A 24,669-nucleotide genomic window follows, 5' to 3' on the forward strand; every position below is an offset into this window, starting at 1 on the left:
TATAAATACTATATATGATTTCGTAAAAGGAGGAAACCATGTATAGTATTTTATTTTTACTTATAATAATACTAAGTATAATTTTAATAAAATTATTAAAAATAAAAGGCAATATTATTTTTTCTTTATTTTTAACCCTAACAGTAATTTACTTTATAGTAAATCCTAAACTTTCCATGGAAGCATCCTTAGCTGGTGCAAAGTTATTTTTTTACTCTGTGCTTCCAACTATGTTTCCATTCATGGTTATATGTAACATGATAATTAATTTAGATGGAATAAAACTATATTCAAAGATCTTAGGTCCTATTCTATGTAAGCCCTTAGGATTAAGTTATCCTTGTAGCTTTGCTTTAGTTGCAAGTTTTCTTTGTGGATATCCACTAGGTGCAAAATATTCCACTGACTTATATAAAAAGGGGCTTATTCCCCACGATGAATTTGTAAGACTTTTAAATATAGCTTCTAATATAGGCCCTTTATTTCTATTAGGCGCTGTGGGAACATCAATGCTTGGAAATTCAACCCTTGGATACTTATTGTTAATACCAAGTTATCTTTCTGCAATTATTATGGGTATAATAACTAAAAATAAAAAAAGAGAGAAAAAACTCTCTCTTTCTAAAGAAGTCATTACTGAAAACAAATCTACTTTTAACATAGGAGAAGTGATTAAAAAGTCTATTGAGGATGCTTCCTTAAATATACTTGTCCTATGCGGATATGTAATTATGTTTTCAGTAATAATAAGTATGTTAAAAACCTTATTTATTTCAACTGGAACATTAACAAACTTAAGTTCTATGTTAAATATACATCCTGATATATTTAACGGTTTATTTTTAGGAAGCATAGAAGTTACAAATGGATGTAACATAATAGCTTCTAGTAATTTATCACTTTTTAGCAAATTACTCTTACTATCATTTTTAAGTTCCTTTGGTGGACTTTCAATAATAATGCAAACTTCTTCTTTCTTTTATAAAGAAAATGTATCTATAATAAAATACTTCTTATTTAAAGTTTTGCAAGGAATAATTGCCTTTGTACTTATGTTTTTCGTTTATATGATATTTAAAAATAATATTGCAGTTTCACTTATAGAAAGCTCATTTTTAATTACGCTTTCTCCAATAATATTAATTATAGGAATAACCCTTGGCTTAGCAATTTTATATAAATTACTTATCGCCTCTTAATTCCTTAATATTGCTTCTTATTTCACCAGTTGCTTTATCTAAGTCTTCTGTGAAATCAATAGCAAACTTCTCCATATTATTTTTCATATGATTAAGAAATTCTTCTCTTTTATTAGTTATTTCATTTTCTAATTGAGATAATATTTCATCAGCATATTCTCTTGAGCCTAGTCTAATAGTTTTTGCTTGTCTTTGAGCATTAGCTATTATCTCCTGGGCTCTTAATTCTGCTTCTTTTACTATATTATGATTCTCAATTCTTTTTTTCATCATTTCATAAGTTTCTTGCTTAACACTCTCATTTTCTTTTCTAGCTTCAGCTAAGATTCTTTCTTTCTCTCCTAAAACCCACTGTGCTTTTTTAATCTCATCTGGAAGACAATTAATCACTTGGTCTAAAAGTTCTAAAACTTCTTTTCTATCAACAACAACCTTACCTGTTATAGGGACCTTAGAAGCTCCCTCAACAATATCTCTTAAGTAATCTAAAATTTCAATAACTTGTGACTCCATGTTAATAATTATCCCTCCCCTCTTAAACTACTAATCCTTTCTTCTAAATCCTCTACTATCTCTTTTGGAACAAAGTTTTTTATTTCTCCATTAAAACTTGCAACCTGCTTTATTGCAGACGAGCTTATATAAGAGTAATTAGGGCTTGTAACCATAAATACAGTTTCAACCTCATTTGCTAATTCTCTGTTCATAAGTGCCATTTGGAATTCATATTCAAAATCAGTAACTGATCTTAAACCTTTTATTATTACATCAGCTTTTTCTTTTCTCACAAAATCAATTAAAAGTCCATTAAAACTTTTAACCTCAACATTATTGTATTTTGCAACGCACTTCTCTATAAGATTAACCCTTTCTTCTATAGAAAACATACCTTTTTTATTTATGTTTATAAGAACAGCAACTATGACCTTATCAAATTTACTTGCCGCTCTTTCAATAAGGTCTAGATGTCCTTTAGTAATAGGGTCAAAACTTCCTGGATAAACCCCTACTCTCATTTTAGTCCTCCTCTATTTTATAAAAGCAAACTGTTGTATTTCCATACTTCTTAACTTTTGTAAGCTTTATCTTTTCAGTTCCCTCAAAAATTTCTTCACTTGAATCTATTTTAGTAACTATTAACCCATCTTCTTGAAGTAAGTTCTTTTCTTCAATTATTTCTATAGCTTCTGGAATAAGATTTTTCATGTATGGAGGATCTATAAACATTAAATCAAATACTTTACCTCTTGAAGCTAAACTTCTTAATGCAGAATAAGCATCTGTGTTTAGAGCATGACAAAAATCTCCGAAGCCTAAATTTTCTATATTTTTCTTTAAAACAGGGAATGTTACCGGACTCTTATCAACTAAGTAGCATTCTTTAGCTCCTCTACTTGCTGCTTCTAATCCTAAACTTCCTGTTCCTGCAAAAACATCTATAACTACAGCATCAGGTATATACCATTGAATCATACTAAACATTGATTCTTTTACTCTATCTAGTGTTGGTCTTGTTTCATATGTTGGTGGTGATAATAGTTTTCTTCCTCTTGCTTTTCCTGCTATTATTCTCATTTATAATGTCCTCCTTTGATTTTCCTTAATTATTTTATCATATTACTAGTTTTTGAACAATTTACTAATTGAAACAAATATACCTACTATTTCTTTCAATTCCCCTCATTATTTCTGTACAAAGCTTTTTATTATCTTCATTTATATTATTTACTATTAATTTAGCTTCATGATTAGCACATTTTAATATATTTATATCATCAACTACATTAGCTAGAATAAATCCTTCATCTCCATGCTGTCTCATTCCAAAGACTTCCCCAGCACCTCTTAGTTTTAAATCCTCTTCTGCAATATAAAAACCATCTGAACTCTCTGTCATTATTTCCATCCTTCTTCTAGTAATATCATTTTTAGTATTAGCTATAAGAATACAATAAGACTTATGTTCTCCTCTTCCAACTCTTCCTCTAAGTTGATGAAGTTGTGCTAAACCAAACCTCTCTGCATTTTCTATAATCATCATTGTAGAGTTTGGTACATTAACACCTACTTCTATAACCGTTGTAGATATTATACCTTTTATTTCTCCATTTTTAAAGGTATTTATAATTTTATCCTTATCTTTTCCAGCCATCTTACCGTGTAAAATTTCAATTCTTATATCCTTAAAGATTCCATTTTTAAGTTCTTCATAAATTTTTTCAACAGAGTTTAGATTTAACTTTTCATTTTCCTCTATTAAAGGTGATACTATATAGAATTGTCTTCCTTTCTCTACTTCCTTTAAAGCAAAGTTATAAGCCTTCATTCTTTGATTCATATCTACTAGCATAGTATCTATTGGCTTTCTTCCTGGAGGTAATTCATCTATTATAGAAATATCCAAGTCACTATATAAATATAAGGAAAGAGTTCTTGGAATAGGGGTAGCAGTCATTACTAAAACATCCGCTCTCTTATTTTTATTTATAAGCCTACTTCTCTGTTCTACTCCAAATCTATGTTGCTCATCTGTTACCACAAGACCTAAATTATTTAGTTCAACATCATCCTGTATTAAGGCATGAGTTCCTATTAACATTATTTCTTTTCCTGAAGCTATTTTTTCTTTTATTCTCTTCTTTTCTTTTTCCTTAGTGCTTCCAGTTAAAAGCTCTATATCAACTCCAAATTTATCTAAATATTTTTTGGCTTCAGCATAATGTTGATTAGCTAATATTTCTGTAGGTGCCATAAGAACAGTTTGATATCCGTTTATGTACACATTAAACATAGATATTAATGCTACTAAAGTTTTTCCAGATCCAACATCCCCTTGAACTAATCTATTCATAGCAATATTTCTCTTTTGATCTAGAAGTATTTCTCTAAGAGTTCTTGATTGTGCATTAGTTAAAGTATATGGAAGTGACTCTTTTAAATCCTTAAGAAGAGGACTCATTTTAAAACTTATTCCGCTATTTTCTTTCTTTATATGAGCCTTCATCATTATTATTTTTAGGGAGTATGTGAATAATTCTTGAAACTTAAGTCTATTTATTGCACTTTGTAACTCTCCTCTTCCCGCTGGAAAATGTATGCTTCTTATAGCTTTATCTAAGGATATAAGTTTATACTTTTTCACTATTTCATCTGGTAAATTTTCTTTTATAATCATATTCTTAAGTATTTCATTTATAAGTTTAACTAAAATTTTGTTTGTTAATCCATTTTTCAAAGTATATATAGGTAAAATCTCACTTTTATTAGCTTCTTTACAAGGTATTAATGGATTAATAACCTCTAGAGTATTATTAACCTTTTTAAATTTCCCCATAAGATTATATTCATTACCTAAAATGAAATTCCTTTTTATATAAGGCTGATTAAACCATTTCCCTATAACCTTTAAATTATTATATGTAAAGTTAATTGTGGTTAAAGTTTTTCCATTTCTAGTTCTTATGGAACTTCCATAACTTTGGACTTTACATTTTAAAATAGCTTTTTCATCACTTGTATCTCCATTTAAACTTATATCATCATTTAAAAATTCATAGTCCCTTGGAAAATATAAAAGTAAATCTAAAACAGTAAATATACCAACTTTATTAAGTCTCTCTTTAAGTTTAGGTCCAACACCTTTTACTAATCCTATATCATCGTATATGTTAATCCTAATCCCCTCCTTAAATAATAAAGCTAATTTAATCATCTATAAAAAAATAATATGCTTTAATTACATTCTTAAAATTGCAAAATTAAAGGATTATAACCATAAAACTTATAGCTATAACCCTATAATAAAATTTCTATTCATATTAGCTTTAAAAAAACTAAAATTTCACTAAAAATTATTAACTCTTAATTATTCTACTGACATTATGAAGTAATATAATGGCTGTTCACCCTTATAACATTGAACATCTAAATCTTCATATTTTCCTTCTAGTTTTTCAATTAAGGCATCAACTTTTTCCTCTTCACAGTCTTTACCATAGAATATAGTGATTAACTCTGAATCTTCATCAACTAAAGAATCTATTAAATCTTCAGCTACTTTATATGGATCTTCTCCAACTTCTTTTATCTTACCTTCAACTAAGCCTAAGATATTACCTTCTTTGATTTCTTTTCCATCAACTTCAGTATCTCTAACAGCATATGTTACAGAAGTTGTTTTTACCATTTCCATAGCTTCTTTTAATTCTTCAGTATTTTCTTCAACGTCAGCTTCTGGGTTAAACATAGTTATACAAGTTATTCCTTGAGGAATTGTCTTAGTTGGTATAACTCTTATATCCTTATCTGATATTTCAGCTGCTTGATTAGCTGCCATAATTATATTTTTATTGTTAGGTAAAATAAATATATGCTCAGCATTTAATTTTTCAATAGCTTCTAACATATCTTGAGTACTTGGGTTCATAGTTTGACCACCTTCTATAACATAATCAACACCTAAGTCCTTAAATATGTTTTTCATACCTTCACCCATAGCTACTGATATAAATGCATATTTTTTAAACTCTCCAGCTGCAACACTCTCCTCTGTTTCAGCTGCCTCTTCATACATACCTTCAAGCATTTCTCTATGCTCTTCTCTCATGTTATCAATCTTAATTTTTGAAAGTTCTCCAAATTTAACTGCCTCTTCTAGAACTTTTCCTGGATTATTTGTGTGAATATGAACTTTAATTACATCCTCATATCCAACAACAACTAAAGAATCACCCTTATTTATAACTTTTGATTTAAATTCTTCTGCATGGTTTGAGTCCCCTAAGATTATAAACTCAGTACAGTATCCAAATTTAATATCTTCTTCACTCATAGTTTCACTTCTTTGAGCCTTAGCTACTGAAGATTTAACAGCTTGTGGTGTTCCTGTAGTTACTTTTAATCCATTTTCTAAAGCTTCTTGCATTCCTTGAAGGATTATTAATAATCCCATTCCGCCTGAATCAACAACTTTAGCTTTCTTTAATGCTGGTAACATTTCTGGTGTCTTATCAAGCATAATTTTACTTTCTCTGCATACTTCTCTCATAAGTTCAGTTATATTATCTTCTTTTAAGGCTACAGCCACTTCACCAGCAGTTCTAACAATTGTAAGTATTGTTCCCTCTGTTGGTCTCATAACAGCCTTATACGCTGATTTACTTCCCTCTAAAAGTGCATTAGCAAATTCACTTGCATCAGCCTCTTCTTTTCCTTCAAGCCCTTTTGATATACCTCTAAGAATTTGTGAAAGAATAACACCTGAGTTTCCTCTTGCACCCATAAGAGCACCCTTAGCTAGTTTCTTAGAAACTTCACCAATGTTTTTGTTATCCATTCCTTCGATTTCCTTAACAGCAGCTCTAAATGTCATAGACATGTTTGTTCCTGTATCTCCATCTGGAACTGGGAAAACGTTAAGAGAGTTTACATATTCACTCTGTAACTCTAGCTTATTTGCTGCATTACTCATCATATAATACAAGTGTTCCCCATTTACTTTATTAAATTTCATTCTGTTTTACCTCCTAGACTCTAACCGCTTGAACATTTACTGTTATGCTAGATACTTTAAGCCCAGTATAATTTTCAACATTATATTTAACTTTTTGAATTATATTGTTTGCTATTACAGATATTTTTGTACCATATTCTACCATAACAAATACTTCTATTGTTAACTTATCATTTTTATCATCTATTTTTACGCCTTTTGTTAAATTTTCTATTCTCATTAACTCCCAAAGGCCTTCTGTAGCGCTCTTAGAAACCATTCCAACAACTCCGTAGCATTCCATTGTTGATAACCCAACAATCTTTGCTAAAACGTCATCAGTATAAGACACATTTCCATATTCATTTGAATATCCTATCATGGCGATTCCTCCTCAACTATTAGATATACTGTATTCTATATTAACTGCCTATAAAAGTCACTTAAAAATAAATACATAAACCTATTACATATACTATATTCTATATTAAATACTTTGATTATTCAAGAACTATATACCTTTTGAAACATATTTTTAAAGAATTATTTTAATATTATACTTGCATAACTAATATATATTATGATAGAATATTATCTGTCCTATTGAAGATTTTATCTTCATTTTAAAGGAGGTGTTTTTAATGGCAAGAAGATGCGAGATTTGTAACAAAGGAGTTGTAGCTGGAGTACAATACAGTCACTCTCACAGACAATCAAAGAGAACTTGGGCTCCTAACATAAAAAAGGTTAAAGCAATCGTTAAAGGAACACCAAAAACTGTTCACGTTTGTACAAGATGCTTAAGATCTGGAAAAGTTCAAAGAGCTATATAAGAAATCTTTGGCTAAAATGCAGTTTAATAACTGCATTTTTATTTTGCATAAAAATAAGGGATAAGTTTTACTTATCCCTTAATTTTTTCCATCTTATGTATCAGATTTCTTATTACCTTTAAACATTCTAACTATTTTAGCTAAGAACTTTGGTAATTTAATAGTCATTATTCTCATAAACTCTCTCCTACCTTTAAAATTATTTCTTATTTTATTTTATGCAGAAGAAACTCAAATTGTGTTTAATCTCTTGAATATATAACTAAAACTTCACCTTTTTCAAAGGATATATCAATATATTCATCAATAAACTCATTAGACACACATAATGAATCTCCTATTAAAAGTTTATGATTATAAAGTTCATATTTAGAACCTTTTATAGAAAAATTATTTACTGGAGAACCAAAAGCTTGAAATGATATATAATCACCAAATTCTTTTTTTAGAGTTGTCCCTTTATTCTTTAGGTAAATTTTATTATTATTATCAATAATATATGCCTCAATACCTCTCTCTAAAGCTTCTCTTAAAAGTCCTAAATTAGCCATAACATGATCTAATCTTGTTCCTGTAACCCCTAAGAAGACAATTTCTGTAGCTCCTAATTCAACGGCTTTAAAAAAAGCAATCTCAGTATCAGTATTATCCTTCTCAGGATTAAATTTTTCTACTTTTATTTTATCTAATATATCCTTATATTCTTCTCCTATAGAATCAAAGTCTCCTAGGGCATAGTCTGGAGTAAATCCATTTTCTAAATAGGCTTCAGCTCCCCTATCAGCAGCTATTAATAAGTCACACTCTTTAATTTCACTTTTTAATAACTCACTACTAGGCTTTTCTCCCCCAGCTATTATAAGAACTTTCATTTTATAGTGCCTCTCTTAAAGCTTTAATGTTTTCTTCTATTTTATCTTCTTTAAATACAGCTGATCCAGCAACTAAAACATTAGCTCCAGCTTCTACTATCTCTTTTATATTATTTGCACCTACTCCTCCATCAACTTGGATTAATAAGTCTTCCTTACCACAAGCCTTAGCCATTTCTTTTACTTCTTTTATCTTATTTAAACTATATGGTATAAAGCTTTGTCCCCCAAACCCTGGATTAACAGACATTATTAATACCATATCTACTGAAGGTATTAAATTCTTAAGCATTGAAACTGGTGTACCTGGATTTAAAGCTATTCCAGCCTTGCATCCTTTACTTTTTATATAATTTATTGTTCTATCAATATGTCTATCAGCTTCATAATGTACAGTTATTAAATCTGCTCCTGCACTTATAAATTCATCTACATATCTTCCTGGCTCTTCTATCATTAAGTGAACATCAAAAACAAGATTGCTTAAGTTCCTTATAGCTTTCATTATTGGAAATCCAAAGCTTATATTTGGAACAAAATGACCATCCATTACATCTATATGTAAGAACTCTGCCCCACCTTTTTCTACTCTCTTAACTTGTTCTCCTAAAATACTAAAATCTGCTGATAATATTGATGGTGCTATTTTAACCATTAATTACCCCTCCTATTTATTATCTCTTCTAAGGTTTTTATATAAAAATCATATCTTAGCTTGTTTATTTTACCCTCTTCAACTGCTTCTTTCACAGCACACTTAGGTTCTTTATAATGATTACATCCATTAAATTTGCAAAGATTATTATAATCATTAAATTCTGGGAAGCAATATTTTAAGCTATCTCTATCTATAAAAGTAACATCTAAAGTTGTAAATCCTGGAGTATCAACTAAGTATCCATTGTCTACATCTATAAGTTCACTATGTCTAGTAGTATGCTTACCTCTTCCTATTTTTTCACTTACACTTCCTGTTTCCATATGTTCTCTATCTATAAAAGAATTTAAAAGTGTAGATTTTCCTGCTCCAGAAGGGCCACAAAGGACTGTTATGTTATGTTCTAATCTTTCCTTTAAAGCATCAAAACCTTTTCCTTCCTTGGCATTTATGAAGAGAACCTCATAACCTATATCATTTATTAATTCTTTTAAGTTTTCTTTTTCTTCCTCTGTACATAAATCTTCTTTATTTAAACATACAACTGCATGTATATCATTATACTCACAAAGAGTTAAAAATCTATTTAATAAATCTAAATTTATGTCAGGATTTTTTATTGCAAATACAACGAAAGCTTGTGTTACGTTTGCAACAGTTGGTCTTATAAGCTCTGAGCTTCTCTCATGTATATCCTCTATTACACCTTTTCCATTCTCTACTTTTATGGTAACTCTATCTCCTACCATAGGCTTTAATGAATTATATCTGAATTTACCTCTAGCTTTACATTCAATAATTCCTTCATCTGTTTTTATATAATAGAATCCACCTATACCTTTTATTATAATTCCTTCCATGTTTCCTCCCTATCTTTAATATTATATATTCTTATAATAAACAAATTTTAATATAAAATGCAAGAATCTTAATAATTATATAGACTCTTTTCCGTTCCTTATAATTCTATTTTCTATTTATAAATCAAGTTTTTCTCTTATTTATTTGACTATATAAAATAAAAGGGAGTATTAACTCCCTTTTACCTTATAAATTTTATTTCTAAAATAAATAAAATTACATTTAAACTTATTTATTAATTATTACCAGGATGCGCTGGGTCTTTTGGTTTCTCCGTTGATTGATCTGGTGATTGTGTTTGTTGTTCTGATTGATTAGTCTTATCTGATTGTGAAGGTTGTACTGGTTTAATATAATCACCATAGTAATTTATTGTTATAGTTATCTTTTCTCCTTCTTTAAGAGTAATAGATCCTGATTGACTTTGACTATAAACCTTCCCTGCTTCTTCTTCACTTTTAGCTGCTTCACCCTTAACAGCATTAGCTTCAACACCAGCATTAGCTAATATTGATTTAGCTTCATCTACACTTTTTCCTGAAACATCCGGAATATTTAAAGTTGTAGTTTTTATTTCTTTACCTTTACTTATAGTAATGCTTACTTTAGAACCCTCATCTACAGGTTCATTAGCATTAGGACTTTGAGAAATAACTTGACCTTGTTGAACACTATCACTGTATTCATATTTTACCTCACCAAGTTTTAAACCTATATCATTTAAATTATTTTTAACAGAATCTATATTCATATTTACTAAGCTTGGAACACTTACTTTTTTTATCTCTTTACCTTTACTAAAAACAACCTTTACTTTAGAACCTTTATCTACTAACTCATTAGCATTAGGACTTTGAGAAATAACTTTTCCACTTGGAACTTTATCACTATATTTCTCATCCTCAACAAGCTCTAATCCTAGACTTTTTAATGTTCTCCTAACCTCATCTGAACTCATATCTGCTAAATTTGGAACTTTTATTTGTCCTTCTCCACCACTAACAGTAAGTTTTACTTCGCTACCGGTCTTAACAGTAGAATCTACATTTGGATCAACTTTTAAAACTATTCCTTTTTCTTGATCACTTTCTTCTGTAACTTCTAATACCTTTAATCCTAAGCCTTCTAACTTACTCTTAGCATCTTCTACCTTTTCTCCTACAACATTAGGTATTTTAACATCTTTTCCACCTTCCATAAATTTCTTCATACCAAGGAATCCAAGAGTTATTCCTAATGCTACAACTAAAATAGTTGCAATTATAATTAATATTGGTGATTTCTTTTTCTTTTTATTAATAGCTTTTTGAGGCTTAGTTTGAATATTATTTTCTTCTTCATCTTCATCCTCATCATCTTCATAATATTCATCATCATCCTCATCATCTTCATCAGGTTCTGAGTTATTAGTTTCAGTATTTGGAACAACAACTGGAGACATAACTCTTGTAAATTGATCTTCATCTTCTGCAGATTTTGATGATATTGTAACATTTGGATCCTTCTTTATCTTTTCTAAGTCACCTATTATTTCCTTAGCTGTTTGATATCTATTAACAGGATCCTTTTCCATAGCTTTCATTATTAAATCATTTAAACTATTTGGAATATTTTGATTTATATTCTTAGGAGGTATTGCTTTCTCCTGTATATGTTTTACAGCTACAGTAACAGGTGAATCACCATTAAAAGGAACAACTCCAGTAACCATTTCATACAATACTATACCTAAAGAATATAAGTCAGTTCTATAATCAGTATAAGTTCCTTTAGCTTGCTCTGGTGAAAAATAATGTGCAGATCCCATAACACTATTAGTGTGCGCTATAGTAGAGGAATCCATAGATTTAGCTATTCCGAAGTCAGTTACTTTAACAACCCCTTCTTCTGTAACTAATATATTTTGTGGTTTAACATCTCTATGTATAATTCCGCTTTTATGGGCACATTCTAAAGCTTTAGCAACCTTTATTCCTATACTTATGGCAACCTCATAAGGTAAAGCACCTTTTTCCTTAATTATATCTTTTAAAGTTTTACCTTCAACGTATTCCATAACAATATAATTAATATCATCTTGAGTTCCAACATCTAATACATTTACTACATTTGGATTGGATAAGTTAGCAATAGCTGTAGCTTCTTTTTTAAATCTTCTAACAATTTCTTCATTGTTTTTAAATTCATCTTTTAGTATTTTAACAGCTACGAATCTATTTAATTTTCTACATCTAGCTTTATAAACAAAGGACATGCCACCTTCGCCTACGCACTGAAGTAACTCGTACCTATTCCCTAAGATTTTACCTATCATTCTATTTCTCTCCTCCAAAAACTAACACTGTAATATTATCCTTTCCTCCCCTTGCTTTAGCCATTTCAACTAATTCATTGCATGCTTTATCAAAATCATTAGATTTAATTACTTTTTTCCAAATTTCATCCTCATCAACATCATTACTTAATCCATCTGTACAAAGTAAATATGCCTTATATTCATGTCTGTCAACCTTAAAGACATCAACATCAACATTTGAATTAGTTCCAATAGCTCTAGTTATTACATTTTTTCTTGGATGATTTTTAGCTTCCCCCTCTGTAATGCAACCACTATCAACAAGTTCTTGAACTAAGGAATGATCCTTTGTTAATTTTTTTATTCCATTTTCATTAATACCAAAACAAGCACTATCACCAACATTGGCAATATAAACTATGTTTTTAACCTCTAATATAGCTGTTATTGTTGTACCCATACCAGATAAACCAGAACTTTCTTGGCTCATACTATATATTTTACTATTAGCATGTAAAATTGCATCTTTTAAAAGATTATCTAATGGTATAACACCGAAATTTTCTTTAACAAAACAAATAATGCTTTCCACAGCTCTTTTACTAGCTACTTCCCCAGCATTATGTCCACCCATTCCATCACCAACTACATATATTGAAAATTCATCTTCTCTAGAATAAGATAAAAAATCTTCGTTTAACTCTCTAACATTTCCTTTATCTGTTACAAATCCTAACATAAATATTTCCCCCTACAGCTTTAACCCTTTTGACTTAATATAGCTTCTTCTCAATTGACCACAGGCTGCATTTATATCTGAGCCCATCTCTCTTCTTACTGTAGCTTCTACTCCATATGTTTTAAGAGTATTTAAAAATGTTTCTATATCCTTCTTAGTAGATTTTTTAAACTCATTTTCCTTTATTTCATTTACAGGAATTAAATTAACATGACAAAGCATGCCTTTTAATAATCTTCCTAAGCTCTTGGCATCTTCTTTAGTATCGTTAACTCCACTAACTAAAGAATATTCAAAAGTTATTCTTCTTCCTGTTTTCTCAATATAATAATTACAAGCGTCTAAAATTTCACTAATTGAATACTTATTAGCTATTGGCATTATTGTTTTTCTCTTTTCATCTGAAACAGCATGTAATGAAATTGCTAAAGTTACTTGCATTTCCTTATCAGCCATTTCACGAATTTTTGGCACAAGACCACATGTTGATAATGTTATATGTCTTTGCCCTATATTTAACCCATAATCAGCATTGACAAGCTCTAAGAACTTCATAACATTATCATAATTGTCTAAGGGTTCTCCACTTCCCATTAAAACTATATTAGATATTCTCTCACCTAGAAGTTTCTGTCCAATTAAAACTTCTGATAATATTTCTCCTGCAGTTAAATTTCTTACCATTCCTTCTAAGGTAGATGCACAGAATTTACATCCCATTCTACATCCTATTTGTGTGGAAACACAAATAGAATTACCATATTTATATCTCATAATAACACATTCTATTATGTTTCCATCACCTAATCCTAAAAGGATTTTTCTAGTCCCATCTTCACTAGATGATAAATAATCTATAACTTCAGGGATACCTATATAAAAATTTTCTGAAAGCTTGCCTATTAGAGCTTTTGAAATATTTTTCATCTCTTCAAAATTAAATACTTCCTTTTTGTATATCCAATCAAAGATTTGCTTTGCTCTAAAAGCACTCTCTCCATTTTCCTTCATCCACTCTTTTAACTCTTCTAATGTAAAATCTAAGATGTTTTTCATACAGTCTCACCTTCCATGTTTATCCTCTTTGCTATTTACTTTCTTTTTTCTTAAGCTTAGCAATAAAGAAACCATCCATGTACTTATTAGGTAATATGGTAACACTTCCGTTATCATTATATACCACATTATCAGCCTTACCTAAAAATACTTTTTCTACTTCGCAGTCTGAATTTCTTTCTACGAACCAATCTATAACTTCTTCATTTTCTTTTTTATTTAAAGTACAAGTAGAGTAAACTAATTCTCCACCTTCTCTTAAATAATTCCAAGCATTTTTTAATATTTCTTTTTGAACCTTAACAACTTCTGTTAAATCATTGTTCTTTTTATTCCATTTTATTTCTGGTTTCTTTCTTATAATTCCAAGACCTGAGCAAGGTACATCTAATAATACTCTATCAGCCCAATTTATATACTTAGAATTTATCTTTGTAGCATCTCCTAATTCAACTTCAACATTAGTTAATCCTAATCTATCTATATTTTCCTTTATTAAGGCTAACTTATGGTCATGAATATCAAAAGCCACTACTTTTCCTTTATTCATCATTAATTCGCCTATATGAGTTGCTTTAGTTCCTGGTGCACTACATAGATCCATAACTTGTTCATCACCCCTTAAATCAAATAAAGGAGCTACTAACATAGCGCTTTCATCTTGAACTGTTATTAATCCTTCTTGATAAAGTTTATTTTTCTCTATTGCACTACCTTTTTTGATTATGATAGCTTCTGGTGAAAATGCACCTTCCTCTATATCATATCCTTCTTCTTCAAGTCTTTCATAAACTTCATCATAATCAGCTTTACATGTATTAACTCTAACTGTTACATATGGAACTGTATTTAATCCTCTAAGTATTCTTAAAGCATCCTCTTTTCCATATTGTTTTATGAACATTTCTATCATCCATCTATCAAAAGAAAAGTCATAACATAAAGCTTCGTTATTTCTTAATCCAACTTTAAAGTTTTTATTTTCATTTCTTAAATAATTTCTTAAAACTCCATTTACAAACTTAGCTAAATTAGGTTCAGTTTCTTTAGTTAAGTTTACAGCTTCATTAACTATTGCGTATGGAGGAACTCTATCTAAGAATTTCATTTGATATATAGCACTTCTTAATATGTTTACTACACTCTCATCTATCTTACCAATATCAGCAACAAAACTTGAAAGAATTATATCTATCATTTTTTTGTATTTTATTGTTCCATAAACAACCTCTGTTATTAATCCCTTATCTTTTGGATCTATATCATTAGATGCAAATTGCTTATTTATTTCTATATTTGAATATGCTCCATTTAATAAGACATTGTCTAATATTTCAACTATTATTTTTCTTGCATTCATATTTTAACCTCTAATCATTTGAATTTCTGTTACTTATAGCTATAAGTCTTACTAATTGTAAAACAGCCATAAGTGTTGCTGCAACATAAGTTAATGCTGCTGCACTTAATACCTTTCTAGCTCCATCTACTTCTTTATCATATAATATTCCTCTTGCCTCTAAAAGTTTTAATGCTCTTGATGAGGCATTAAATTCTACTGGCAATGTTACTAGTTGAAAAAGTACAACTACTGAGAATAATATTATACCAATAGTTACTAAAGTACTATAACTTAGTAATATTCCAATAAAAAACAAAATCCATGATAAGCTTGATGAAAAGTTTACTACAGGTACTATGGCATTTCTAAAAACTAATGCAGAATAAGATTCTTTATCTTGTATAGCGTGCCCAACTTCATGAGCTGCTACACCTATGGATGCTACAGAAGTGCTTCCATAAACATCAGATGATAATCTTAAAACCTTAGCTCTTGGATCATAATGGTCACTTAATCTTCCTGGTACTTGTTGAATTTCTACTTCTTGAAGTCCAGCATCATTTAAAAGAATTCTTGCAACTTGTGCACCAGTATATCCATTTATACTTCTAACTGTGCTATATTTGTTAAATGTGCTAGAAACTTTAAATTGTGCCCATGCAGATATTAAAATCGCTGGTATAAGTATTAAATATGTTGGATCAATATAATATGGATAAAACATACCATCACCCTCTTAAATTATTTTAAAACTTTACCTATTTCTACTGAGTTTCCATTTATAAATTGTTCTACAAATAGTTGCTTGCTATTTGGAAACTGTAATTTTTCTATAACAAGTATATCTTTGCCTGTTGAAACCTTAATTCCTGTTTTATCTACAGCTATTATAGTTCCTGGTTCTTTATTGCTATCCCCTTTTTCAACTCTAGTTTGATGAACTTTCATTGTAATATCATCATATGAAGTTAAAGCTACAGGCCACGGATTTAATCCTCTAACTAAATTATGAATATCCTGTGCTGAAAGAGACCAATCAATTTTAGCTATTTCTTTATTAAGCATTGAAGCATAACATGTTTCTTCTTCATTTTGTTTTTCTGGAGTTATTTCATTATTAAGTATGCCCTTTATAGTTCTAACTAATAACTCTCCTCCTCTTTCCATTAAAATATCATGTAATTCTCCTGCAGTCATATTATCAGTTATTTCTACTTCATCTTTTAAAAGCATATCTCCAGTATCAAGTCCTACATCCATAAGCATAGTTGTATTTCCTGTTACCTTTTCTCCTTTGATTATACTCCAGTTTAAAGGTGCTGCTCCTCTAAATTTAGGAAGTAATGACGCATGTAGATTGATACATCCATACTTAGGAATATCTAAAACCTCTTTAGGTAATATCTGACCAAAAGCTACTACTATTATAAAGTCTGGCTCCATACTTTTTAATTCTTCTATAGTTTCTGGTTCATTTTTTAATCTTAGAGGTTGATAAACTGGTATGTTGTGTTCTAAAGCAACTTCCTTTACAGGTGACATACCTAATTTCTTTCCTCTTCCCTTTGGTCTATCTGGTTGAGTAAAAACAGCTTCTACTCCAAATTCATTTATTAAGCTCTTTAATGATGGAACAGCAAAATCTGGTGTTCCCATAAATACTATCTTCATGTCATATTCCTCCTTAGTCTTAAAGCTCATGATCTATAAAAAGTACTCCCTCTAAATGATCATATTCATGTTGTATAGCTCTTGCTAAAAATTCTTCTGCATCTAATACAAACTCATTTCCATTAACATCTAACGCCTTTATCTTTATTTTATTAGCTCTCTTTACTGGTTTATGTCTACCTGGTAAGCTTAAACATCCTTCTTCATCAGTTTGCTCTCCACTTTTTTCTAATATTTCTGGATTTATGAATACTCTAGAACCTGCTCCATCCATAGCATCAACAACAAAGATCCTCTTTAGTATTCCAACTTGTGGTGCTGCTAATCCAACTCCATTATTTTCATACATAGTTTCTATCATATCTTCTACTAAGACTTTTATTCTATCATTAATGTCATCAACTACTCTACATTTTTTTCTTAATATTTCGTCGTCATTAAATCTTAAGTTTCTTATTGCCAAAATAACTTCCTCCTTACATTAAGCTATTAGGATTTATGTCTAAACCAATCTTAATCTCATTATAAACATCTTTGGATAATTCATAAACCCCTTTTTTTATTTTAGAGCATACCTCTAAATCTAATTTTCCCTTAATTAGAATTTGCCATCTATAAACATTTTTTATTTTACTTATAGAACAAGGACATGCTTCGTATATAAATATATTATCATATTCTTTTAAGATATTACGTAAATACATCTCTAATTTTTTTGCAAAAATCTTTACTTTTATTTCTCCCTTTGCACTTAGGTTTATTAAAAACAAATCATCAAAAGGTGGATATGCCATAAGTTTTCTTACATTTATTTCTCTTTTAAAGAACTCTTCATAATTATTATCCCTTGCACAGGTCAAAGCATAATGTTTTGGAGAATAACTTTGAATTATTACATCTCCCTTTTTATCACCACGTCCTGCTCTACCACTTACCTGAGTTATAAGTTGAAATGTCTTTTCACTAGACTTATAATCTGGCAAATTTAAAGACATATCTGCAGCCATAACTCCAACTAAGGTTACATCTGGGAAATCAAGCCCCTTAGCTATCATCTGAGTTCCTATTAATATATCTGCTTCTTTACTTTTAAATGAGTTATAAATTTCCTCATGAGAATTTTTCTTTCTTGTTGTATCTACATCCATCCTTAAAACCTTTGCTTCTTTAAAATAATGATGTACTGCTTCCTCTAATTTCTCTGTTCCTACCCCAAAATGTTTAACATAGTTACTGCCACACTTAGGGCAAAGCTTAGGCATCTTTTCAGTATTTCCACAATAATGGCAAACTAAGTATCCATTATTATGATAAGTCATTGATATGTCACAATTGTTACATTTAAAAACAAATCCACAACTTCTACAAGAAACAAAGGATGAAAATCCTCTTCTATTTAAAAACAAAATTATTTGTTCTTTTTTCTCTAATCTATCTTTTATCTTCAAATATAAATCCCTACTAAACATTGTTTTATTATTTGATTTTAGCTCTTCCCTCATATCCACAATAGATACATTAGGAAGTTCTCCATTATTAACTCTCTTTTTAAGTTCAATTAATTCATAATTCCCTTTAAGTGCTTTATAAAAACTAACAACACTAGGGGTTGCTGAACCTAAAACAACCTTACAATTTTTTAGAAAACTTAAATACTCACAAACTTCTATAGTATTATATTTAGGATTCATATCTGATTTATAACTACTTTCATGTTCTTCATCTACTACTATTAGTCCTAAATCATTAAAGGGTAAAAATATAGCAGATCTGGCTCCTATAACAACCTTAACTTGATCATTTTTAACCCTATACCATTCATCATATCTCTCTCCATCTGAAAGCCTACTATGAAAGACCGCTACATCTTTTCCAAATCTCCCTTTAAATCTTTCAATCATTTGAGGAGTTAGAGCTATTTCTGGTACTAATATTAATGAACTCTTTTCAAAAAGGAGCATATAACTAACTAAATTCATATATACTTCTGTTTTTCCACTTCCAGTTACGCCCTTTAATAAAAATATATTTTTATCACTTTCTAAAATTGTATCATATGCTCTTATCTGTTCTTCATTTAAACTCTTAGGCGGATAAGGCTTAAATTCTCTTAAATTTTCCCTTCCAACCCTTACTTCTTCACTAGAAGCACAATCTAATTCTATTAATTTATTTATCATATATGTTGATATATTAAAAATTTTATTCCATTCTGCTTTTGTGAAACCACCACTTTTTTCTTCAATTAGCTCTAAAGTTCTTTTTTGTGGCTCACTTAATTCTTCTATATATTTTTTAAATACTATAACTTGTTTTGTTTTTTCCTTATTTCCACTCATTATTTTAGGTGGAATCATAACTCTTATAGCATCTATATACTTACATAAATATTTCTCTCTTAAAAATTTAATAAGCTTTAAAGAATCTTCACTTAATAAGGGTTCATTATCACAAACATTATATATAGATTTATATCTTATACTTTTATTTTCAACATTATCTAATATTTTTAAAACAAAACCTTCAATTTTTTTATTTCCATTTCCAAAAGGAATTAAAACTCTATGTCCAACCTTTATATTATGAACTAAATCTTCTTTAATCTTATATGTAAAAGGCTTATCAATTGTAACAGCTTCACTATTTACAATTACTTCAGCAAATTTCTCCAAAATAATCACCCTTGTTCATATAGAATAAAAAGGCGCAATTAGCGCCCTTTTATAATGTCAAATATATTCTTTGCAACTTCTCTTTTAGACATCTTTTCTAAAGATACCTCTTCACCAGATTTGCTTATTATAGTAACTTTATTCTCATCACTTGCAAAACCTGTTTCTGGCTTACTTATGTCATTTGCAACAATATAATCTAGATTTTTCCTCTCTAGTTTACCTTTAGCGTTTTCTTTTAAGTTGCTACTTTCTGCTGCAAAGCCTACTAGAATTTGATTTTCTTTCATATCTCCAAGAGTTTTTAGAATATCTCTATCTCTCTCAAAAATTAAATTTAAATCATCACCTGTTTTTTTAATCTTTTCATTGCTATAATTTTTAGCTTTATAATCAGCCACAGCTGCTGACTTAATAACTATATCAGCATCTTTAAATTCATTTTTTATAGCATTAAACATATCTTCATTTGTCTTTATATCAATAACTTTAATTCCATTAGGTTTTCTTAAAGAAGTAGGTCCTGATATAAGAACAACTTCTGCTCCCCTATCTCTCGCTTCCTCTGCTATTGAGTATCCCATTTTACCTGAAGATCTATTTGTTAAAATTCTCACTGGATCTATTGGCACCATAGTAGGTCCTGCAGTAACAACAACCTTCTTACCAAGTAAATCCTTAGTAGAATGTAACCTTCTCAATGTTTCTTCTGCAATAATTTCGGTATCTTGAAGTTTACCTTTCCCCTCATCACCACATGCTAATCTTCCACTAGCTGGTTCTATAAATTCATAGCCAAGCTCCTTTAGAAGACTTATGTTCCTTTGAACTATAGGATTTTCATACATGTTTGTATTCATTGCAGGGCAAAAAACAACTGGCGCCTTTGTTGCCATTATAGTTGTTGATAACATATCGTCAGCTATGCCATTTGCAACCTTTCCTATAATGTTTGCTGTAGCTGGTACAATAAGCATTAAATCTGCTTTCTTTGCTAGTGATATATGCTGTATTTCCCAAGCCTTTGGTTCAGCAAACATATCTGTTATAACCATGTTTTGGCTTAATGATTGAAAAGATAATGGTGTTACAAACTCAGTAGCGGATTTAGTCATTATTACATGTACTTCTACATCTTTTTTTCTTAGTCTGCTTATAACGTCTAAGGCTTTATAAACAGCTACTCCTCCACTTACTCCTACAACAACACATTTCTTATCTTTCATAGCTCTTATTTCTCCTCAGTGTCTTTGTAATTTACAAATCCTTCATCTATTTCATTTATAGCTATTGTTAATGGCTTATTTGACTCAACATCAACAAAAGTTTCTGCTCCGTCAATTATTTGTCTTGCTCTCTTAGCACTTAATATTACTAAAGAATATCTATCTTCTACCCTTTTTAATAAATCAACGATTGATGGATTAATCATAGAGTTGTTCATGCATTTCGTCCTCCTTTGACTCTAATAAGTTTTCTTTTAATCTATCTACTCTACATTTTTCTGCTAATAATATAGCTTCTATTTTCTTTACTGCATCTTCTACATTATCGTTAACTACTGCATAATTGTATTTTGACACATAATTAATTTCTTTATAAGCTGACTTAAATCTAGTCATTAAACTTTCTGGAGTTTCGCTACCTCTTTTTATTATTCTTTGCTTAAGCTCTTCCATTGAAGGAGGTAATATAAAGATAAATACTCCATCAGTAGCCTTTTCCTTAACTTTTAAAGCACCTTGTATATCTATTTCTAATATTACGTTTTTTCCTTCATCAAGCATTTTTTCAACACTTGATTTAGGAGTTCCATAATAATTTCCATATACTTCAGCATGCTCAAGGAAATCATCCTCTGCTATTCTTTGTTTAAATTCTTCTTTTGTTAAGAAATGATAATTAACTCCATCAACTTCTCCTACTCTAGGATTTCTAGTAGTAGCAGAAACTGATATGAATATATCATCGTGTTTTTCTAATAAGGCTTTACAAATAGTTCCCTTACCTGCACCTGAAGGACCAGAAATAACTATTAATACACCTCTATTATCCTTATGTATCTTATTCATCATCTTCAACAACTACTTCTTCCTTAGTTGATAATCTGTGAGCCACTGTCTCAGGTTGAACAGCTGAAAGAATTACATGATCTGAATCTGTAATTATTACGGCTCTTGTTCTTCTACCATAAGTTGCATCTATAAGCATACCTCTATCTCTAGCTTCTTGTATGATTCTCTTTATAGGTGCTGATTCAGGACTTACTATTGCTACTAATCTATTAGCTGAAACTATGTTTCCAAAACCAATATTAATTAACTTTATACTCATTTGCTACCTCCTATTATTCTATGTTTTGAACTTGTTCTCTAATCTTTTCAATAATATTTTTTATATCTATAACCTTGTTGGTTATTTCTAAATCTGTTGACTTTGATGCTATTGTATTAGCTTCTCTGTTCATTTCTTGTACTATGAAATCTAACTTTCTACCTATAGGTTCATCTAAAGTTAAAGTTTTTCTTAATTGATTAATATGACTTCTAAGTCTTATTATCTCTTCATCAATCGAAGCTTTGTCAGCAAAAACGGCAACTTCCATAGCTACTCTGTTTTCATCTACTGGAACTTCCCCTAATAAATTCTTAAGTCTATCCTCTAACTTTTGCTTATAAGAAGCAACAATAACCTCTGCCTTTTCTTCTATAAAAGCTACTATTTCTTCTATAGAGCTACACTTAACTAATATATCACTAGCTAATTTCTCACCTTCAACTTTTCTCATAGAAATCATATTTTCTACAGCCATATTTAATAGTGAGTTTATCTCTTCCCATATAGCTTCTAAATCTTCTGATTTTTCTTCTATAGTTATTACATCTGGGTATCTAGCAACTAATGATAAACTTAAGTCGTCTTGCATATTAGGAAATAAGGACTTTAATTGTTCTAAAGAATTTACATAACTCTTAGCTAAATCTTCATTTAAAACAGCAACTCCTTGATTTTTAGCATAATCTTTATAATTTATAAAGATATCAACTTTTCCCCTGCTAAGTTTAGAAGAAATAATATTTCTTATTTTTTCTTCTAAAGAAACCATACTTCTTGGCATTCTTATGTTCATGTCTAAATATCTATGGTTTACACTCTTCATTTCTAGAGAAAATATTCTTTCTTTTCCCTCTTCACTAGTTGCTCTCCCAAAACCAGTCATACTTTTAACCATAAAGAGAGCCTCCTTGAAAATAATCTAAATATAGATTAATATAAAATCCAAGTAATAACAAGTTATTTTTTACATTTTGTTAACATTTATTTTTTAAGACTTATTTCTTCTACATAAAAAAGACTTTACCTAAGTCTCAAATTATTTTTTATTAAATAACTCTCAATCTTATAGTAAAGTCTTTTAAAGTACATATTCTAAATAAAATTTATTTTCATTTTAACCTATCATCTGTGTAATTAATGGTAGACAAAGTTTTATTACAAATATAATCGCTAAAACTATCATTACCATTGATAATTCTTTTTTATCTTTTTTATTTTTAGTAAAGATATTGTGTAATATATTTAATATTACATATGCTAAAACTCCAATTGTTAATCCATCACCTATGCTATAAGTTAAAGGCATTAAAGCTATTATTAAAAATGCTGGTACTGCATCTGTAATATCACTAAAATCTATTTTTAACACACTAGTTAGCATTAAATATCCAACATATATTAAAGCTGGTGCAGTAGCACATGCTGGTACTGCTACAAATATTGGTGAGAAAAACATTGCTACGAAAAATAAAGCTCCTATTGTTATAGCTGTTAATCCTGTTCTACCACCTTCTTCAACTCCAGTAGCACTTTCAACATAAACTGTTACAGTAGATGTTCCAAGTAAAGCCCCTGCCGTAGTTGCTATAGCATCTGTCATTAATGCTTTACCTGCATTAGGAACTCTTCCCTTCTTATCTAACATATTAGCTCTTGAAGCTACTCCTATTAAAGTTCCTACTGTATCAAAAAAATCAACAAATAAAAATGTGAAAACTATAGTTATAAAATTAAATACATGCTGTGGTGAAGTTAAATATGAAAAATTAACTTTACCTGCTATTGGAGCTATTGATTCAAATTTAAATATTCCATTTGGTAAATAGATTCCCATACTAGCTGCGGCTTCAGTATTTATTAAAGCATATCCCCAAGCTAAAAGAGTTGAAACTACTATACCAACTAGCATTGAACCTTTAACTTTTTTCTTTTCTAAAATTACTATTATACAAAGTCCAACCATTGCTATTAACATTTTAGGACCAACTTGTCCCATAGCAACCATTGTATCTGGATTTCCAATAACAACTCCAGCTCCATTAAATCCTATGAAAGCTATGAAAAGACCTATCCCTGCTGTAACTGCATATTTTAAATTTATTGGAATTGCATCAACAACAGCCTCTCTTACTTTAAATAATGATAAAAGTATAAATATTATTCCTTCTACAAAAACAGCTGTAAGAGCTACTTCCCAAGAAATTCCCATTCCTATAACTACTGAAAAAGTAAAGAATGCATTTAGTCCCATTCCAGGAGCTAGTCCAAAAGGTAATTTAGCATAAAACCCCATTATTAAACATCCGATAACTGCTGATATACATGTTGCCGTTACTATAGCACCTGCTGGCATTCCTGCTGCGCTTAATATAGATGGATTTACAGCTATTATATAAGCCATTGCTAAGAAACTTGTTGTTCCAGCTAAGAATTCTCTCTTATATTCACTTTTATTCTCAGGTAAAACACGTAAATTTCCTTCTTCCCTTAAAGCATGAATTTTATTTTCCATAAAAAACCTCCACATTCGTCTTAAGTTCATAAATATAAAAAAGCTATTTTAAGTTTAGTAAACTTAAAATAGCTTTTATCCAATTATTGAATAATAACTTTAATCAAGTTTACTATTAACATTCCTCATT

At 29.6% G+C, this 24,669-nt stretch carries 26 protein-coding genes; 2 read left to right on the forward strand and 24 right to left on the reverse strand.

Going from position 1 to position 24,669, the window contains the following annotated elements; genetic code table 11:
* Positions 1–38 precede the first annotated feature (38 nt).
* On the forward strand, positions 39–1,199 hold the full coding sequence (ylbJ, locus tag CPF_RS09625; protein WP_011590939.1) for a sporulation integral membrane protein YlbJ: 1,161 nt from the start codon (positions 39–41) through the stop codon (positions 1,197–1,199).
* On the opposite strand, the gene CPF_RS09630 is transcribed toward ylbJ, so the two are convergent.
* From CPF_RS09630 to CPF_RS09655, 6 genes are all read right to left on the reverse strand, one after another.
* A complete protein-coding gene (locus CPF_RS09630) occupies positions 1,182–1,712 on the reverse strand; it encodes an ATPase (protein ID WP_003458392.1) in 531 nt (176 codons plus the stop codon). The genes ylbJ and CPF_RS09630 overlap by 18 nt on opposite strands.
* Positions 1,713–1,720: 8 nt before the next feature.
* Positions 1,721–2,215 (reverse strand): pantetheine-phosphate adenylyltransferase, encoded by a 495-nt coding sequence (gene coaD, locus CPF_RS09635; RefSeq protein ID WP_011590940.1) that lies wholly within the window; start codon positions 2,213–2,215, stop codon positions 1,721–1,723.
* 1 nt (position 2,216) lies between these two features.
* Positions 2,217–2,774: a 16S rRNA (guanine(966)-N(2))-methyltransferase RsmD gene (gene rsmD / locus CPF_RS09640; protein ID WP_003458525.1), complete on the reverse strand. Its 558-nt coding sequence runs from the start codon at positions 2,772–2,774 to the stop codon at positions 2,217–2,219.
* 64 nt (positions 2,775–2,838) lie between these two features.
* The gene (gene recG / locus CPF_RS09645; RefSeq protein WP_011590941.1) at positions 2,839–4,911 is read right to left on the reverse strand and encodes an ATP-dependent DNA helicase RecG; all 2,073 of its coding nucleotides are present in this window, start codon (positions 4,909–4,911) and stop codon (positions 2,839–2,841) included.
* A gap of 153 nt (positions 4,912–5,064) precedes the next feature.
* Positions 5,065–6,711, reverse strand: a complete 1,647-nt coding sequence (locus CPF_RS09650; protein ID WP_003471654.1) for a DAK2 domain-containing protein — start codon at positions 6,709–6,711, stop codon at positions 5,065–5,067.
* Positions 6,712–6,724: 13 nt separating this feature from the next.
* Positions 6,725–7,072, reverse strand: coding sequence for an Asp23/Gls24 family envelope stress response protein (locus CPF_RS09655; RefSeq protein WP_003458425.1), 348 nt, complete (start codon positions 7,070–7,072; stop codon positions 6,725–6,727).
* A 259-nt stretch (positions 7,073–7,331) separates the two neighbouring features.
* Between CPF_RS09655 and rpmB the strand changes: the two genes are divergently transcribed.
* Entirely contained in the window at positions 7,332–7,523 is a 192-nt protein-coding gene (gene rpmB / locus CPF_RS09660) for a 50S ribosomal protein L28 (protein WP_003458496.1), read from the forward strand.
* A gap of 93 nt (positions 7,524–7,616) precedes the next feature.
* On the opposite strand, the gene spoVM is transcribed toward rpmB, so the two are convergent.
* From spoVM to CPF_RS09745, 18 genes are all read right to left on the reverse strand, one after another.
* Positions 7,617–7,700: a stage V sporulation protein SpoVM gene (gene spoVM / locus CPF_RS15260; RefSeq protein WP_100066303.1), complete on the reverse strand. Its 84-nt coding sequence runs from the start codon at positions 7,698–7,700 to the stop codon at positions 7,617–7,619.
* Between the two features lie 65 nt (positions 7,701–7,765).
* On the reverse strand, positions 7,766–8,395 hold the full coding sequence (locus CPF_RS09665; protein ID WP_003449435.1) for a thiamine diphosphokinase: 630 nt from the start codon (positions 8,393–8,395) through the stop codon (positions 7,766–7,768).
* A gap of 1 nt (position 8,396) precedes the next feature.
* Positions 8,397–9,050, reverse strand: coding sequence for a ribulose-phosphate 3-epimerase (gene rpe, locus CPF_RS09670; protein ID WP_011590942.1), 654 nt, complete (start codon positions 9,048–9,050; stop codon positions 8,397–8,399).
* Positions 9,050–9,913 carry a ribosome small subunit-dependent GTPase A gene (gene rsgA, locus CPF_RS09675; RefSeq protein ID WP_011590943.1) on the reverse strand — a complete coding sequence of 288 codons (864 nt, stop codon included), beginning with the start codon at positions 9,911–9,913 and terminating at the stop codon, positions 9,050–9,052. Before rsgA ends, rpe begins: the two co-directional genes overlap by 1 nt.
* Positions 9,914–10,149: 236 nt before the next feature.
* On the reverse strand, positions 10,150–12,228 hold the full coding sequence (pknB, locus tag CPF_RS09680; RefSeq protein ID WP_003458522.1) for a Stk1 family PASTA domain-containing Ser/Thr kinase: 2,079 nt from the start codon (positions 12,226–12,228) through the stop codon (positions 10,150–10,152).
* 1 nt (position 12,229) lies between these two features.
* Positions 12,230–12,949, reverse strand: a complete 720-nt coding sequence (locus CPF_RS09685; RefSeq protein WP_003458503.1) for a Stp1/IreP family PP2C-type Ser/Thr phosphatase — start codon at positions 12,947–12,949, stop codon at positions 12,230–12,232.
* A gap of 12 nt (positions 12,950–12,961) precedes the next feature.
* On the reverse strand, positions 12,962–14,005 hold the full coding sequence (gene rlmN, locus CPF_RS09690; protein ID WP_003458521.1) for a 23S rRNA (adenine(2503)-C(2))-methyltransferase RlmN: 1,044 nt from the start codon (positions 14,003–14,005) through the stop codon (positions 12,962–12,964).
* A gap of 31 nt (positions 14,006–14,036) precedes the next feature.
* A complete protein-coding gene (gene rsmB / locus CPF_RS09695) occupies positions 14,037–15,365 on the reverse strand; it encodes a 16S rRNA (cytosine(967)-C(5))-methyltransferase RsmB (protein ID WP_011590944.1) in 1,329 nt (442 codons plus the stop codon).
* Between the two features lie 10 nt (positions 15,366–15,375).
* Positions 15,376–16,071, reverse strand: coding sequence for a zinc metallopeptidase (locus CPF_RS09700; RefSeq protein WP_003465352.1), 696 nt, complete (start codon positions 16,069–16,071; stop codon positions 15,376–15,378).
* A gap of 17 nt (positions 16,072–16,088) precedes the next feature.
* Positions 16,089–17,018 carry a methionyl-tRNA formyltransferase gene (gene fmt / locus CPF_RS09705; RefSeq protein WP_011590945.1) on the reverse strand — a complete coding sequence of 310 codons (930 nt, stop codon included), beginning with the start codon at positions 17,016–17,018 and terminating at the stop codon, positions 16,089–16,091.
* Positions 17,019–17,037: 19 nt separating this feature from the next.
* On the reverse strand, positions 17,038–17,481 hold the full coding sequence (gene def, locus CPF_RS09710) for a peptide deformylase (RefSeq protein WP_003458459.1): 444 nt from the start codon (positions 17,479–17,481) through the stop codon (positions 17,038–17,040).
* 13 nt (positions 17,482–17,494) lie between these two features.
* Positions 17,495–19,690, reverse strand: coding sequence for a primosomal protein N' (priA, locus tag CPF_RS09715; protein WP_011590946.1), 2,196 nt, complete (start codon positions 19,688–19,690; stop codon positions 17,495–17,497).
* A 38-nt stretch (positions 19,691–19,728) separates the two neighbouring features.
* Positions 19,729–20,916: a bifunctional phosphopantothenoylcysteine decarboxylase/phosphopantothenate--cysteine ligase CoaBC gene (coaBC, locus tag CPF_RS09720; protein ID WP_003471651.1), complete on the reverse strand. Its 1,188-nt coding sequence runs from the start codon at positions 20,914–20,916 to the stop codon at positions 19,729–19,731.
* Between the two features lie 5 nt (positions 20,917–20,921).
* The gene (rpoZ, locus tag CPF_RS09725; RefSeq protein WP_003449449.1) at positions 20,922–21,134 is read right to left on the reverse strand and encodes a DNA-directed RNA polymerase subunit omega; all 213 of its coding nucleotides are present in this window, start codon (positions 21,132–21,134) and stop codon (positions 20,922–20,924) included.
* A complete protein-coding gene (gmk, locus tag CPF_RS09730; RefSeq protein ID WP_011590947.1) occupies positions 21,115–21,765 on the reverse strand; it encodes a guanylate kinase in 651 nt (216 codons plus the stop codon). Before gmk ends, rpoZ begins: the two co-directional genes overlap by 20 nt.
* A complete protein-coding gene (gene remA / locus CPF_RS09735; protein WP_003458433.1) occupies positions 21,755–22,024 on the reverse strand; it encodes an extracellular matrix/biofilm regulator RemA in 270 nt (89 codons plus the stop codon). Before remA ends, gmk begins: the two co-directional genes overlap by 11 nt.
* Positions 22,025–22,037: 13 nt before the next feature.
* Positions 22,038–22,922, reverse strand: coding sequence for a YicC/YloC family endoribonuclease (locus CPF_RS09740; protein WP_003449417.1), 885 nt, complete (start codon positions 22,920–22,922; stop codon positions 22,038–22,040).
* A gap of 219 nt (positions 22,923–23,141) precedes the next feature.
* Positions 23,142–24,539: an NCS2 family permease gene (locus tag CPF_RS09745; protein WP_003471594.1), complete on the reverse strand. Its 1,398-nt coding sequence runs from the start codon at positions 24,537–24,539 to the stop codon at positions 23,142–23,144.
* Positions 24,540–24,669: the final 130 nt, after the last annotated feature.

Origin of the sequence: Clostridium perfringens ATCC 13124, assembly GCF_000013285.1 — a bacterium.
In the GTDB taxonomy this organism is placed as follows: domain Bacteria; phylum Bacillota; class Clostridia; order Clostridiales; family Clostridiaceae; genus Sarcina; species Sarcina perfringens.

Coding starts and splice junctions, on each gene's coding strand:
- spoVM (WP_100066303.1), bottom strand. CDS start 7,700: ATGAGAATAATGACTATTAAATTACCAAAGTTCTTAGCTAAAATAGTT.
- CPF_RS09665 (WP_003449435.1), bottom strand. CDS start 8,395: ATGAAAGTTCTTATAATAGCTGGGGGAGAAAAGCCTAGTAGTGAGTTA.
- CPF_RS09630 (WP_003458392.1), bottom strand. CDS start 1,712: ATGGAGTCACAAGTTATTGAAATTTTAGATTACTTAAGAGATATTGTT.
- coaD (WP_011590940.1), bottom strand. CDS start 2,215: ATGAGAGTAGGGGTTTATCCAGGAAGTTTTGACCCTATTACTAAAGGA.
- rpe (WP_011590942.1), bottom strand. CDS start 9,050: ATGGTTAAAATAGCACCATCAATATTATCAGCAGATTTTAGTATTTTA.
- CPF_RS09700 (WP_003465352.1), bottom strand. CDS start 16,071: ATGTTTTATCCATATTATATTGATCCAACATATTTAATACTTATACCA.
- fmt (WP_011590945.1), bottom strand. CDS start 17,018: ATGAAGATAGTATTTATGGGAACACCAGATTTTGCTGTTCCATCATTA.
- remA (WP_003458433.1), bottom strand. CDS start 22,024: ATGAGTATAAAGTTAATTAATATTGGTTTTGGAAACATAGTTTCAGCT.
- rsmB (WP_011590944.1), bottom strand. CDS start 15,365: ATGAATGCAAGAAAAATAATAGTTGAAATATTAGACAATGTCTTATTA.
- ylbJ (WP_011590939.1), top strand. CDS start 39: ATGTATAGTATTTTATTTTTACTTATAATAATACTAAGTATAATTTTA.
- rsgA (WP_011590943.1), bottom strand. CDS start 9,913: ATGGAAGGAATTATAATAAAAGGTATAGGTGGATTCTATTATATAAAA.
- rpoZ (WP_003449449.1), bottom strand. CDS start 21,134: ATGAACAACTCTATGATTAATCCATCAATCGTTGATTTATTAAAAAGG.
- coaBC (WP_003471651.1), bottom strand. CDS start 20,916: ATGAAAGATAAGAAATGTGTTGTTGTAGGAGTAAGTGGAGGAGTAGCT.
- rsmD (WP_003458525.1), bottom strand. CDS start 2,774: ATGAGAATAATAGCAGGAAAAGCAAGAGGAAGAAAACTATTATCACCA.
- recG (WP_011590941.1), bottom strand. CDS start 4,911: ATGATTAAATTAGCTTTATTATTTAAGGAGGGGATTAGGATTAACATA.
- CPF_RS09650 (WP_003471654.1), bottom strand. CDS start 6,711: ATGAAATTTAATAAAGTAAATGGGGAACACTTGTATTATATGATGAGT.
- gmk (WP_011590947.1), bottom strand. CDS start 21,765: ATGATGAATAAGATACATAAGGATAATAGAGGTGTATTAATAGTTATT.
- CPF_RS09740 (WP_003449417.1), bottom strand. CDS start 22,922: ATGGTTAAAAGTATGACTGGTTTTGGGAGAGCAACTAGTGAAGAGGGA.
- CPF_RS09655 (WP_003458425.1), bottom strand. CDS start 7,072: ATGATAGGATATTCAAATGAATATGGAAATGTGTCTTATACTGATGAC.
- rpmB (WP_003458496.1), top strand. CDS start 7,332: ATGGCAAGAAGATGCGAGATTTGTAACAAAGGAGTTGTAGCTGGAGTA.
- rlmN (WP_003458521.1), bottom strand. CDS start 14,005: ATGAAAAACATCTTAGATTTTACATTAGAAGAGTTAAAAGAGTGGATG.
- CPF_RS09685 (WP_003458503.1), bottom strand. CDS start 12,949: ATGTTAGGATTTGTAACAGATAAAGGAAATGTTAGAGAGTTAAACGAA.
- pknB (WP_003458522.1), bottom strand. CDS start 12,228: ATGATAGGTAAAATCTTAGGGAATAGGTACGAGTTACTTCAGTGCGTA.
- CPF_RS09745 (WP_003471594.1), bottom strand. CDS start 24,539: ATGGAAAATAAAATTCATGCTTTAAGGGAAGAAGGAAATTTACGTGTT.